Genomic DNA, 13,047 nt, shown 5'->3' with positions numbered 1-13,047 from the left:
CCAATCCGGGTGATTTCTCCATGATTTCTTTGACAGTAACATGTAGCAGCCCAAAAAAAAGACGCCGCTGAGGCGTCTTGTCGCGAGGGCGGGCTTTCGCCCGCCATCGCGTGATCTGGTGGTATCTGACTGCTACGGGCGCTCAAGGCACATGGCCACGCCCATGCCGCCTCCGATGCATAGCGTGGCGAGGCCCTTCTTGGCATTCCGGCGCTTCATTTCGAACAGAAGGGTATTGAGGATTCGCGCGCCGCTTGCGCCGATTGGGTGGCCGATGGCAATCGCGCCGCCATTGACATTCACGATCTCCGGATCCCAGCCCATGTCCTTGTTGACTGCACATGCCTGCGCGGCGAAGGCTTCGTTGGCTTCCACAAGGTCGAGATCCCCGACGGACCAACCGGCCTTCTCAAGTGCCTTGCGGCTGGCCTGAATCGGGCCCACGCCCATGATCGACGGGTCGATTCCGGCCGTGGCATAGGAAGCGATGCGCGCAAGGGGTTCGATCCCGCGCTTCTCGGCCTCATCCGCGCTCATGAGCAGTGCACCCGCCGCACCGTCGTTGATGCCAGAGGCGTTCGCGGCGGTCACGGACCCGTCCTTGGCGAATGCAGGGCGCAGTTTTTGCATCACATCCATGGTCGCGCCGTGGCGGATGTACTCATCCTTGTTCACCACGATTTCACCCTTGCGCGTCTTGACAGTGAAAGGGATCACCTCGTCATCGAACTTGCCCGCGTTCTGCGCCGCCTCGGCCCGGTTCTGGCTGGTGACGGCGAATTCGTCCTGCATGTCGCGGGAAATCTGCCACTTCTCGGCGACATTCTCCGCAGTCTGGCCCATGTGATAGCCGTTGAACGCATCCCAGAGGCCATCGCGAATCATGGTGTCGATATACTTCATATCGCCCATCTTGACGCCCGCGCGGAGGTAGGCGGCATGGGGGCTCAGAGTCATGTTCTCCTGTCCGCCGGCGGCCACGATGGCGGCATCGCCAAGCTGAATATGCTGGGCGGCAAGAGCCACAGCCCGCAGACCGGAGCCGCAGACCTGATTGATGCCCCAGGCGGCGCTTTCGATCGGCAAGCCGGCGTTGATATGCGCCTGACGGGCCGGATTCTGACCCTGACCGGCGGTCAACACCTGACCAAGGATGGTCTCGGACACCTCGGATTTGTCGATACCGGCACGTTCCACGATGGCTTCGAGCATGGCGGCGCCAAGGTCATGCGCGGGCGTATTTGCGAAAGAGCCGCTGAAGCTGCCCACGGCGGTGCGGGCGGCAGAGGCGATCACGATATTGGTCATTGGCAATTCCTTTGCAATGTGACGAGACCTTGGGCGCGGTGCCCAACGTTGCATCATCTCATAGCGGATTTGCCGCATTGCGGCAAGAATGTCGCCGCCGCCGCACGATGCGCAGCTTTCATGGTCGGGTCAGGCCACGTTGGTGCGCCCCCTTGGCATTTTCCACGGCGGCGTGACCGAGGGGGCGCCGAACAGAAACCCCTGAAGGCAGTCAAACCCAAGCGACGACAGGGTTGCCGCGTCGCCGGGATTTTCCACCCGGCTGGCCACGCTGTACATGTCGAACTGCCGGGCAATGGTGGCAATGGCACCGGCAATGCTCTGGTTCTCGGTGTCATGCTCGATGTTGCGCGAAAACTGACCGTCGAGTTTCAGAATATCGAAGAAGAACTCCTTGAAATGACGAAAGGATGTCAGGCCCGCGCCGAAATCGTCCAAAGCGAAGGCGATGCCCTTGGGCTGCTGTTCATCCATGAAGTCCAGCACCAGTTCCGGCATTGTCAGCGCCGATTCCTCCGAGATTTCCAGGATCAGCCGCGCGCCGATGTCGGGCTTGCGTGCCAGCCCGCGACGCAGGCTTTCGTTCCAGCGCTTGTATCCGATGGAGCGCGCCGACATGTTCACCGAAAGCCGGATCTGCGGCTGCCGGATCAGGGTGGCAAGGCTCAGTTCAAGCGCTAGGCAATCCAGCTGCCGGCCAAGATCATCGGTTGTCACGGCGGTCATGAAATCCTTGGCCGGGATGACGCGGCCGGTTTCGTCGAGAACGCGAATCAGACCCTCATAGAAGGCGGGCAGCGTAGGTTCATGGGCGGTCATCACCGGCTGATAGGCGAGCATGACCTGCTTGTGCGTGATCGCGGCGCGCACCATGTCCATCGTGGCGCGGTCGCGGCTGGTCACGGCATAGTCCAGCGGGTTCGACTGGCCGGGCGGCAGATCGGCCATCCGGGCCTTGTTGCGGAGAGCCATCGCAAGCTCCTGTTTGTGATCGCTGTCACGCTAGGGCCGCAAGGGTGAAGACGGGCTTAAGGAAACAATTTGAGACGAGATTGATGGGGCGATGCGGTCGGAATTGCGCGAGACGGGGTTAACCACCTGTGATCAATGAAAAACCGCCGGCTGCATCGCGTCGGCAAAACGTCGGTATTGCGTCGGTGTCATTGTCCGGATCGGCCTTGCGGCCTTGGCTCAACAGGCCGCGCGTTGCTTCTTCATCGCTTCACAGGCGATCATCCGGACAGGCAAGTCCGACGATCAGAGCGGTGACATCAGGTTGAGCCAATGGCGCAAGTCGGTCTCATGGAGCGCGATGGCGATCTGTGGTGCGGCAGGGTCGCGGAAATGAATGCGCAGGCCCGGCGGTGCCTCGACCACGTCGAAGTCGACAAGCTCTCGCGCCGTGATGCCCGCGTGTTCGCTCCAGACCAGTCCCGGCCCGCGCCGCGTGCGGACAAGTGCGACGCGGCCATCGCGCGACAGCGTCGCGTCCACCGGGTCCGTGCCGGGAAATGCGCGATCATAGGCGGCTAGTGCAAACTCCGGATCATCAATGCGTCGTCGCGCCGACCGTCCGGCAAGGCGCGGCAGCACGGCAATGGAGGCGATACCCGCCACGCACAGAACGATCAGGATTTCCAGCGGCATCCGCGCCTCCCCTTTTCAGCATAAGGCGCGGATGAGGGCGGTTTGTCAAAGGGGATGCGGGCCTATGCCTCGCCGTCGATGAGCGCGGTCAGAATGTCCCTTGTGCTTTGCGAGTTCCAGTCGGCGTCACCCTGAAGGCGCGCGATCTCCTGCCCGTCGCGGTTGAGGATCACGGTGACCGGCAGGCCGAACACCCCCATGCCGCGCGCCACCGTCATGTTCGGATCGCGGTGCAGCGGGAGGTTCTCGGCGCCGATCTCGGACAGGAATTTCTTCATGGCGGGCAAGAGGTTGCGGCCCGTCGCCAGTGTCACCACTTCGAACTCCTCGCCGCCGAACTCCGATTGCAGGTCGGACAGCATGGGCATTTCCTTGCGGCAGGGCGCGCACCATGTGGCCCAGAAATTCAGCAGCACGATCTTGCCCTTGTAATCGGCCAGTGTCATCGGGCCGTCCTCGGTCTCGAAGCTGTCGGTGGACACCTCGCGCGGGGTGGAATGGAAGTTGAGCTTGCGCATGTCGCCCTCGCGCAGCGCCTCCAGCGCGGCGGGGTCGGCGGCATGGAGCGGGGCGACTGTGGCGGCGATTGCAACGATGCTGAGGGCCGTATAAACCAGCGCGGACCAGATGCGTTTCATTCTCCCTCCGAAGGGTTAGCCATGACCAAAGACAGCTCGAACCAGATGTGGGGCGGCCGATTCGCCGCGGGGCCGGACGCGATCATGGAGGCGATCAACGCCTCGATCGGGTTCGACAAGCGGCTCGCGGCGCAGGATATTGCCGGCTCTCGCGCCCATGCCGCGATGCTGGCGACACAGGGTATCGTGAGTGATAACGATGCCGAAGCGATCCGGGAAGGGCTGCTCACGGTCTTGTCAGAAATTGAGGGCGGGACATTCGAATTTTCCACCGCGCTGGAGGACATCCACATGAACGTGGAGGCGCGTCTGAAAGAGATCATTGGAGAGCCGGCCGGGCGGTTGCACACGGGCCGGTCGCGCAACGATCAGGTGGCGACGGATTTCAAGCTTTGGGTGCGCGATCAGATCGACGCGGCGGTGAGCGGCCTTGAGGCTTTGCAGCGCGCCCTTCTGACGCAGGCGGAGGTAGGCGCGGACTGGGTGATGCCGGGCTTCACCCACCTTCAGACGGCCCAGCCGGTGACATGGGGCCATCACATGATGGCCTATGTGGAGATGTTCGGCCGCGACGCGTCGCGCTTGGCCGATGCGCGGGCGCGGATGAACGAATGCCCGCTGGGCGCGGCGGCGTTGGCGGGGACATCGTTCCCCATAGACCGGGAGGCGACGGCGCGGGATCTGGGCTTCGACCGGCCCGCAGCCAACTCTCTCGACGCGGTGAGCGACCGGGATTTTGCCCTTGAATTTCTGGGGGTTGCGTCGATCTGCGCCATGCACCTGAGCCGTATGGCCGAAGAGCTTGTGATCTGGTCCTCGGCGCAGTTCCGTTTTGTCACCCTGTCGGATCGTTTCTCCACCGGCTCGTCGATCATGCCGCAGAAGAAGAACCCAGACGCCGCCGAACTGATCCGGGCCAAGATCGGGCGGATCTTCGGGGCGAATGTGGCGCTCATGATGGTGATGAAGGGGCTGCCGCTGGCCTATTCCAAGGACATGCAGGAGGACAAGGAACAGGTCTTCGACGCCGCCGACAACCTCATGCTGGCGCTGGCCGCGATGGAGGGGATGGTGCGCGATATGGCGGCCAACCGCGCGGCGCTTCACGCGGCGGCGGGCAGCGGGTTTTCGACCGCGACGGACCTTGCCGACTGGCTGGTGCGGGTGCTGAACATGCCTTTCCGCGAGGCGCATCATGTCACCGGAAGCCTTGTGGCGCTGGCGGAATCACGAGGTTGCGATTTGCCGGATCTGAGCCTTGAGGATATGCAGGGCGTGCATGGCGCCATCACCGCCGACGTGTTCGGGGTGCTTGGGGTCGAGAATTCGGTGGCGTCCCGCGTGTCCTATGGCGGAACCGCGCCGGAGCAGGTGCGCGCGCAGGTCGCGCGCTGGAAGGAGCGTCTGGGATGAAGACCCTCATGGCCCTGATCATCGCCGCCGTTGTCGCGGGCTGCGGCGTGGATGGGGCGCCGGTGGCGCCAACGCGCGGCGCGCAGGCCGAGACCGCCCCCGAGGGGGTTTCCGTGTCGGGGAATGCGCAGGTCGGGGTGGTCTTCTGACCCTTTGCTGCGAATAAGGGTTAATGCCCTGTTTTCACTGAAAAAGCCGTTTCGGTATCACGTCGGTAAAACGTCGGTATTGCGTCGGTGTCGAAGTCCGGATTGCCCGCGTTCACCGCCCCGTTAAGAGATCGGGCGTTGCCGTCCAGGGCCGGGGTGCGAACGCTGAAAGGCGATTGACCTGCGGCCCGCAGGGGCTAGCCTGTGCACGATCCATATGAAGGGAGAGCGGGCATGTCGCCGTTGCGGATGATTTTCCTCGGGCTGGCGATCTGGGGGGCGGTGCATCCGATGATGTATTTCCTGCCCTGGCTGCTGGACAATGGCGCCGACCTGTCGGGGCTGGTTGCAGCGTGGAAGGTGAGCGCGGCAACTACCGGGCTTTACTGGGATCTGGTGATCGCGGCGGTGGCGCTGACGGTCTGGATCGTGGCGGAGGTCGCGGTGCGGCGCAACTGGATCGCGCTGCTGGCGATCCCGGCGACGTTCCTGATCGGGGTGAGCTGCGGGTTGCCGCTTTACCTGTTCCTGCGGTCGGCACCGGTGCGGTAGGCGTCCGAGCGGGATTTCTGGACAAGGCGCGGCAATTGTGGAATGAGCGCGACGGATACGGAGACAGCCATGACAACCACACGTTTCGCCCCATCGCCCACGGGATACATTCACGTCGGGAACCTGCGCACCGCGCTGATGAACTATCTCATCGCGCGCAAGGCGGGGGGGACGTTCATCCTTCGGATCGACGACACCGACCCGGAGCGGTCAAAGCAGGAATATGTCGATGCGATCCAGCGGGATCTGGAATGGCTGGGCCTGACGTGGGACCGGATGGAGCGGCAGTCCGAGCGGCTTGACCGCTATGCGGAGGCGGCGGACCAGCTGCGCGAAATGGGGCGCTTCTACGAGTGTTTCGAAACCCCGGGCGAGCTTGACCTCAAGCGCAAGAAGCAGCTCAACATGGGGCGGCCGCCGGTCTATGACCGCGCGGCGCTCGACCTGTCGGAGGCCGAAAGGGACGCGCTGCGCGCGGAGCGGGGCGAAGGGCACTGGCGTTTCAAGCTCCGGCAGGAGCGGATCGAGTGGACCGACGGCATCCTTGGCGATCTGTCGATCGACGCCGCCAGCGTGAGCGATCCGGTGCTGATCCGGGGCGACGGACAGGTGCTTTACACGCTGGCGTCGGTCGTGGATGACACCGAGATGGGGGTCACGCATGTGGTGCGCGGGTCGGACCATGTGACCAATACCGCCACGCAGATCCAGATCATTGAGGCATTGGGCGGATCGGTGCCGCAGTTCGCGCATCACTCGCTTCTGACCGGGCCGCAGGGGGAATCGCTGTCCAAGCGTCTGGGGGTGCTGTCGCTGCGCGATCTGCGCGAGGCGGGGGTGGAGCCGTCGGCGCTCTTGTCGCTGATGGCGCGACTTGGTTCGTCGCAGCCGGTGGAGTTGCGCCATTCGCTCGACGAGATCGCCGAAGGGTTCGACCTGTCGCAGTTCGGCGCGGCGCCAACGAAATTCGATGTCGAGGATCTTTATACGCTCACCGCGCGGGTGCTGCACGATCTGCCGCTGGAAGCGGTGGCCGGGGATGTGGCGGCGGCGGGCGTGCCGGATGATCTTGCGCCGCTGTTCTGGGAGGTCACGCGCGAGAATATCACCACGCGCAAGGATCTGGCCGCCTGGTGGGAGATGTTCGCCAATGGCGCGGAGCCGGTGATCGACGACGAGGACCGGGAGTTCGTGGCGCAGGCGATGGCACTTCTGCCCGAAGGGCCGTTCGACGATGAGACATGGGGCAAGTGGACGGCGGAGGTGAAATCCGCCACGGGCCGCAAGGGGCGAGCGCTGTTCATGCCGCTGCGCAAGGCGCTGACCGGGCAGAGCCACGGGCCGGAGATGTCGGCGGTGATGCCCTTGCTTCAGGTGATCAAGGCACGCGGCTGAGGCCGGAGCATGGCACCGAGGGGGCGGCGGCGCTGCCTTCGGACGTGTCCCGTTGATCAGCGCAGCACATGCGCGCCGAGCGCGCGGAGCTGATCGTCCACGAAGGCGCGTTCGCCGCGACTCAGGTTCTGGGCGCGCGGGTAGCGGGGCGCGGCGCGGTCATCGACAATGGGGGCCGACCAGCCCGAGGTGGTGCGAAAGAACGCCTCCGCCCCCTCTTCCCCGAATTCGCGCAGGTAGCCCTGCACGACCACGTCGAGATAGCTTAGCAGGATGGGCTGCTCGCGGAGCGGGCGCGGGTGCTTGCCTTCGGGCACGGTGTAGACCGCGATCTCGATGGGATCGGGGCGGGGGTGGCGCACCGCGGGCGTGACAGGGGCGCGGTCGTAGCCGTCCTCTCGCGCGTCGAGCGCGGCCCAGTCGCCGCCGGGGACATGCGCGATCAGCCCGTCGATTTCCGCCTGCGGGTCGGGAATGGCGGTCAGATAGGCCACCGGGCGCAGATCCGTATGGCGCCATGTGCGGCGCCAGCCCGAAAGCCGGGCCGGGTGCGCATCGGTATAGGTGTGGGTCGCACGGTTGACGAGGCTGCCGTAGCCGAAGAAATGAGGAACTGTCATGGGCCGCAGGGTGCCACAGGTTTGACCCATGTCAATTCGGTTCTCCGCGGCATCTGCATAATGGGTTGGTCAAAGGGGAGGCTCGGGCCGGTCGTGCGCATCACAAAGAGAACCAATATCGCCATCAGGGTGCTGATGTATTGCGCCGCGCATGACGGGGAGTTGGTCACGAAATCCGAGATCGCGACCGTCTGCAACGCGTCCGAGAACCATCTGGCGCAGGTGATCAACCGGCTTGCGCAGCTTGGGTTTATCAGCACGCAACGCGGGCGCAACGGCGGGCTGATGCTGGCGCGGCCGGCCACGCAGATCGAGATCGGCGCGGTGTTCCGCGAGCTGGAGGGGCCGGTGCCGATGGCCGAATGCTTTGCCGATGTGGACAATTCCTGCCCGCTGACCGACGCCTGCCGGCTGCGCGGGGCGCTGGAGGATGCGGCCGAGGCGTTCTATGCGCGGCTCGACAAGGTGTCGCTGGATGCGCTGGTCTGCGGCAATGGCGCGCTGCTGGATATTCTCGCGCCGAAGGCCTGCCCGGCCTGAATGGCTCCGGGGTCTTGCCCCGGGGGGCGCCGCGCTCTAGGTTGGCGGCAAGGTGAATCGGGAGAACCGGATACGTCCGGTGCCGAAGGAGCAACCGCCCCGGAAACTCTCAGGCCGCAGGGACCGCTTCACCGCACAGAACTCTGGAGAGAGGCGCGAAGGCGTCCGCCGAAGGGATAACGATCTCAGGCGAAAGGACAGAGGGGGCATCATGCGCGGGGCCGGTGGCCCTGTGGATTCAGGATGCCGGAAAGGGGGCGGGATTTGACCGAACTGCTTGAGACGCCGCTGCATGGGCTGCATGTCGCGCTTGGGGCGAAAATGGTGCCCTTCGCGGGCTATGCGATGCCGGTGCACTATCCGCTTGGCGTGATGAAGGAACACCTGCACACGCGCGCGGCGGCGGGCCTGTTCGATGTGAGCCACATGGGGCAGGTGATTCTGCGCGGGGTCGACTACGACACCATTGCGCGCGCCTTAGAGGCGATGGTGCCGATGGATGTGCTGGGCCTGGAGCCGGGACGGCAGCGTTACGGGCTTTTCACCAATGAGCGCGGCGGGATCGAGGACGATCTGATGTTCGCCAACCGGGGCGAGCATCTGTTCGTGGTGGTCAATGCGGCCTGCAAGGCGGACGATATCGCGCGGATGCGCGCGGCGCTGCCCGCCGAGGTGACGGTGGAGCCGGTGACCGACCGGGCGCTTGTGGCGCTTCAGGGGCCGAAGGCGGAGGCGGCGCTGTCGCGGCTGGCGCCGGGTGTCGCGGAGATGCGGTTCATGGATGTGGCCACGCATGACATCGCGGGGGCGGAGTGCTGGATCTCGCGCTCGGGCTATACCGGCGAGGACGGGTTCGAGATTTCCGTGCCCGAGGCGGCGGCGGAGGCGCTGGCGCGCGCATTGATCGAGATGGACGAGGTGGAGGCCATCGGCCTTGGCGCGCGCGACAGCCTGCGGCTGGAGGCGGGGCTGTGCCTTTACGGTCACGACATCGACGCGGGCACCACGCCGATCGAGGCGGGGCTGGTCTGGTCGATCCAGAAGGTGCGCCGCGCGGGAGGGGACCGCGAGGGCGGGTTTCCCGGCGCGGCACCGATCCTGCGCCAGATTGCGGAGGGCGCGCCGCGCCGGCGTGTCGGGCTGCGGCCCGAGGGGCGGGCGCCGATGCGCGAGGGCACGGCGCTCTTCGCGGCGCCCGAGGGCGGCGAGGCCATCGGCGCGGTGTCGTCGGGCGGCTTCGGGCCAAGTGTTGGCGGGCCCGTGGCGATGGGCTATGTTCCCGAGCAGAGCAGGGCGGAGGGCACGACGCTCTGGGGCGAGGTGCGCGGCAAGAGGATGCCGGTGAATGTGGTCAGGCTGCCGCATGTCCCGGCCAATTTCAAACGTTGAGACAGACAGGAGACCGGGACATGAAATTCACCGAGGAACACGAATGGATGCGCGTCGAGGGCGACGTGGTGGTCGTGGGCATCACCGAGCACGCCGCCGAGCAGCTGGGCGATGTGGTCTTTGTCGAGCTGCCGGAGGTGGAAACCGTCGTCAGCAAGGATGACGAGGTCTGCGTGATCGAGAGCGTGAAGGCGGCCAGCGATATCCTGTCGCCCCTCGATGGCGAGATCGTGGAGGTCAATGACGTCATCGTGACCGATCCCGGCAAGGTGAACGAGGATCCGATGGGCGATGCGTGGTTCTTCAAGATCAAGGTCGAGGACATGAGCCAGCTCGACGAATACCTGGACGAGGCCGCCTACAAGAAATTGGTGGGATAACCTGCTCTTGCCGGGTGCTCGCTCCCCCGGCGTGGGCATATGACCCGGCGGGATCGTCCGGGGATATCAGACAGGATGCGCGGGTCGCGCCGGTGGCGCCCCGCGCCGGGATTTTGCAATGGAGGCCGCGCATATGGCGTTCGAACCGACAGACTACCTGCCCTATGATTTTGCCAACCGGCGCCATATCGGCCCCTCGCCCGAGGAAATGGCCGAGATGCTGCAAACCGTGGGGGCGGCGGATCTCGAGGCGCTGATCGACGAGACGGTGCCCGCCTCGATCCGGCAGAAGGCCCCGCTTGAGACCGGGCGCGCCATGTCCGAGCGTGAGCTTCTGCATCACATGCGGATCACCGCCTCCAAGAACGAGGTGTTCACCTCTCTGATCGGGCAGGGTTATCACGGGACGGTCACGCCCCCCGCGATCCAGCGCAACATCCTTGAAAACCCGGCGTGGTATACCGCCTATACCCCCTATCAGCCGGAGATCAGCCAGGGCCGTCTGGAGGCGCTGCTGAATTATCAGACGATGGTGTCCGACCTGACCGGGCTGGAGATCGCCAATGCCTCGCTGCTCGATGAGGCGACCGCCTGCGCGGAGGCGATGACCATGGCGCAGCGGGTGGCCAAGTCGAAGGCCACGGCCTTTTTCGTGGACCGCGATTGTCACCCGCAGAACATCGCCGTGATGAAGACGCGGGCCGCGCCGCTGGGGATCGAGGTGATCGTGGGCAACCCCGAAAAGCTCGATGCCGAACAAGTGTTCGGCGCGATCTTCCAGTATCCCGGCACCTATGGGCATGTGCGCGATTTCACCGATCAGATCACCGCGCTGCACGAGCACAAGGGCATCGGGATCGTGACCGCCGATCCGCTGGCGCTCACGCTGCTGAAGGAGCCGGGCGCGATGGGGGCCGATATTGCCGTGGGCAGCACGCAACGCTTTGGCGTGCCGCTGGGCTATGGCGGGCCGCACGCGGCCTATATGGCGTGCCGCGACGCGTTCAAGCGGTCGATGCCCGGGCGCCTTGTGGGCGTGAGCGTGGACAGCCACGGCAACCGCGCCTATCGCCTTGCCCTGCAAACCCGCGAGCAGCATATCCGCCGCGAGAAGGCGACGTCGAACGTCTGCACCGCGCAAGCGCTTCTGGCGGTGATGGCGTCGATGTATGCGGTGTTCCACGGGCCCAAGGGCCTCAAGGCCATCGCGCAGCGCATCCACCGCAAGACGGTGCGCCTTGCCAAGGGGCTGGAGGAGGCCGGGTTCAAGGTCGACCCGAAGGCGTTTTTCGACACGATCACGGTGGATGTCGGCCCGCTTCAGGCGGCGGTTCTGAAATCGGCGGTGGATGAGCGGATCAACCTGCGCCGCGTGGGCGAGACCCGCGTCGGCATCACGCTTGACGAGGCGACGCGGCCCGAGGCGGTGGAACGGGTCTGGCGGGCCTTCGGGATCACCCGCAAGGACGATGATTTCACCCCAGAATACCGCGTGCCCGAGAAGATGCACCGCACCTCGGACTATCTCACCCATCCGATCTTCCACATGAACCGGGCCGAGACGGAAATGATGCGCTACATGCGGCGCCTTGGCGACCGCGATCTGGCGCTGGACCGGGCGATGATCCCGCTTGGCTCCTGCACGATGAAGCTCAATTCCGCGGCGGAGATGATGCCGATCTCGTGGCGCGAGTTCGCGCTGCTGCATCCCTTCGCGCCAGCCGATCAGGCGGAAGGGTATCGTGAGATGATCGCGGATCTGTCCGACAAGCTCTGCCAGATCACCGGCTATGACGCGCTGTCGATGCAGCCCAATTCAGGCGCGCAGGGGGAATACGCGGGGCTGTTGACCATCGCGGCCTATCACCGGGCCCGCGGCGAGGGGCACCGCAATGTCTGCCTTATCCCGATGAGCGCGCATGGCACCAACCCGGCCAGCGCGCAGATGGTCGGCTGGAAGGTCGTGGCGGTAAAGTCGGACGAGCGGGGCGATATCGACCTTGAGGATTTCCGCGCCAAGGCGCAGCAGCACGCCGAGGCGCTGGCGGGTTGCATGATCACCTATCCGTCGACCCACGGCGTGTTCGAGGAAACGGTGATGGAGGTCTGCGAGATCACGCACCGGCACGGCGGGCAGGTCTATATCGACGGGGCCAACATGAACGCGATGGTGGGGCTGAGCCGTCCGGGCGATCTCGGCGGGGACGTGAGTCACCTGAACCTGCACAAGACCTTTGCCATCCCGCATGGCGGCGGCGGTCCCGGCATGGGGCCGATCGGGGTGAAGGCGCATCTGGCGCCGCATCTGCCGGGCCATCCCGAAGACGGCGGGGGCGAGGAGGGACCGGTGAGCGCCGCGCCCTATGGCTCCGCCTCCATCCTCGCGATCAGCTGGGCCTATTGCCTGCTGATGGGGGGCGAGGGGCTGACGCAGGCGACGCGGGTGGCGATCCTGAACGCCAACTACATCGCCCGGCGGCTCGAAGGAGCCTATGACGTGCTCTACAAGGGGCCGACGGGGCGGGTGGCGCATGAATGCATCATCGACACGCGGCCCTTCTCCGACAGTGCCGGGGTGAGCGTGGACGACATCGCCAAGCGGCTGATGGATTGCGGGTTTCACGCCCCCACGATGAGCTGGCCGGTGGCCGGTACGCTGATGGTGGAGCCGACCGAGAGCGAGTCCAAGGCGGAGCTGGATCGGTTCTGCGACGCGATGCTGGCGATCCGCGAGGAGATCCGCGCCATCGAGGAGGGGCGGATGGACCGGGAGAACAACCCGCTGGCCAACGCGCCGCACACGATGGAGGATCTGGTGCGGGAGTGGGATCGCCCCTACAGCCGCGAGCAGGGGTGCTTTCCGCCGGGGGCCTTTCGGGTGGACAAATACTGGCCGCCGGTGAACCGGGTGGACAATGCCTGGGGCGATCGGCACCTGATCTGCACCTGCCCACCGATGGAGGATTACGCCGAGGCGGCGGAGTAGGTCCGGGCGGCGTGATCTTGCGGGGCGCGC

The 13,047-nt window shown here is 65.4% G+C and carries 13 protein-coding genes and 1 riboswitch; of the genes, 8 read left to right on the top strand and 5 right to left on the bottom strand.

Translation table 11 applies throughout. The features are described from left to right. Positions 1 to 132 precede the first annotated feature (132 nt). The 4 genes from BMW66_RS11590 to BMW66_RS11575 form a co-directional block, all read right to left on the bottom strand. Complete coding sequence (locus tag BMW66_RS11590) at positions 133 to 1,308, bottom strand: acetyl-CoA C-acetyltransferase (RefSeq protein WP_093118640.1); 1,176 nt, start codon at positions 1,306 to 1,308, stop codon at positions 133 to 135. Positions 1,309 to 1,437: 129 nt separating this feature from the next. Beyond that, the gene (locus BMW66_RS11585; protein WP_093118638.1) at positions 1,438 to 2,280 is read right to left on the bottom strand and encodes an EAL domain-containing protein; all 843 of its coding nucleotides are present in this window, start codon (positions 2,278 to 2,280) and stop codon (positions 1,438 to 1,440) included. 285 nt (positions 2,281 to 2,565) lie between these two features. After that, positions 2,566 to 2,955 (bottom strand): hypothetical protein, encoded by a 390-nt coding sequence (locus BMW66_RS11580; RefSeq protein WP_093118636.1) that lies wholly within the window; start codon positions 2,953 to 2,955, stop codon positions 2,566 to 2,568. Between the two features lie 62 nt (positions 2,956 to 3,017). After that, on the bottom strand, positions 3,018 to 3,593 hold the full coding sequence (locus BMW66_RS11575; protein ID WP_093118634.1) for a TlpA disulfide reductase family protein: 576 nt from the start codon (positions 3,591 to 3,593) through the stop codon (positions 3,018 to 3,020). Between the two features lie 21 nt (positions 3,594 to 3,614). On the opposite strand from BMW66_RS11575, the gene argH reads away from it, so the two are divergent. The 4 genes from argH (at position 3,615) to gltX (ending at position 7,102) form a co-directional block, all read left to right on the top strand. Continuing rightward, complete coding sequence (gene argH, locus BMW66_RS11570) at positions 3,615 to 5,006, top strand: argininosuccinate lyase (protein WP_093118632.1); 1,392 nt, start codon at positions 3,615 to 3,617, stop codon at positions 5,004 to 5,006. Next, entirely contained in the window at positions 5,003 to 5,155 is a 153-nt protein-coding gene (locus tag BMW66_RS20030; protein WP_139196160.1) for an argininosuccinate lyase, read from the top strand. The genes argH and BMW66_RS20030 overlap by 4 nt, the downstream gene beginning before the upstream one ends. A 234-nt stretch (positions 5,156 to 5,389) precedes the next feature. Continuing rightward, positions 5,390 to 5,707, top strand: coding sequence for a DUF2834 domain-containing protein (locus tag BMW66_RS11565; RefSeq protein WP_093118630.1), 318 nt, complete (start codon positions 5,390 to 5,392; stop codon positions 5,705 to 5,707). A 69-nt stretch (positions 5,708 to 5,776) separates the two neighbouring features. Beyond that, positions 5,777 to 7,102 carry a glutamate--tRNA ligase gene (gltX, locus tag BMW66_RS11560; RefSeq protein ID WP_093118628.1) on the top strand — a complete coding sequence of 442 codons (1,326 nt, stop codon included), beginning with the start codon at positions 5,777 to 5,779 and terminating at the stop codon, positions 7,100 to 7,102. Between the two features lie 56 nt (positions 7,103 to 7,158). Here the strand turns inward: gltX and BMW66_RS11555 are convergent, their stop codons facing one another. Next, complete coding sequence (locus tag BMW66_RS11555; protein ID WP_093118626.1) at positions 7,159 to 7,722, bottom strand: gamma-glutamylcyclotransferase family protein; 564 nt, start codon at positions 7,720 to 7,722, stop codon at positions 7,159 to 7,161. A gap of 93 nt (positions 7,723 to 7,815) precedes the next feature. Between BMW66_RS11555 and BMW66_RS11550 the strand changes: the two genes are divergently transcribed. From BMW66_RS11550 to gcvP, 4 genes are all read left to right on the top strand, one after another. Then, on the top strand, positions 7,816 to 8,262 hold the full coding sequence (locus BMW66_RS11550) for an RrF2 family transcriptional regulator (protein WP_093118724.1): 447 nt from the start codon (positions 7,816 to 7,818) through the stop codon (positions 8,260 to 8,262). Positions 8,263 to 8,310: 48 nt separating this feature from the next. Continuing rightward, a riboswitch (glycine riboswitch) is annotated at positions 8,311 to 8,398 on the top strand. A gap of 128 nt (positions 8,399 to 8,526) precedes the next feature. Beyond that, positions 8,527 to 9,651 carry a glycine cleavage system aminomethyltransferase GcvT gene (gcvT, locus tag BMW66_RS11545; RefSeq protein ID WP_093118624.1) on the top strand — a complete coding sequence of 375 codons (1,125 nt, stop codon included), beginning with the start codon at positions 8,527 to 8,529 and terminating at the stop codon, positions 9,649 to 9,651. Positions 9,652 to 9,671: 20 nt separating this feature from the next. Next, a complete protein-coding gene (gcvH, locus tag BMW66_RS11540) occupies positions 9,672 to 10,031 on the top strand; it encodes a glycine cleavage system protein GcvH (RefSeq protein ID WP_093118622.1) in 360 nt (119 codons plus the stop codon). A gap of 133 nt (positions 10,032 to 10,164) precedes the next feature. Beyond that, a complete protein-coding gene (gcvP, locus tag BMW66_RS11535; protein ID WP_093118722.1) occupies positions 10,165 to 13,017 on the top strand; it encodes an aminomethyl-transferring glycine dehydrogenase in 2,853 nt (950 codons plus the stop codon). Positions 13,018 to 13,047: the final 30 nt, after the last annotated feature.

It is taken from the genome of Salinihabitans flavidus (assembly GCF_900110425.1).
Taxonomy (GTDB): domain Bacteria; phylum Pseudomonadota; class Alphaproteobacteria; order Rhodobacterales; family Rhodobacteraceae; genus Salinihabitans; species Salinihabitans flavidus.
The sequence above is the reverse complement of the archived record's forward strand: the minus strand, read 5'-3'. Positions and strand labels throughout refer to the sequence as shown.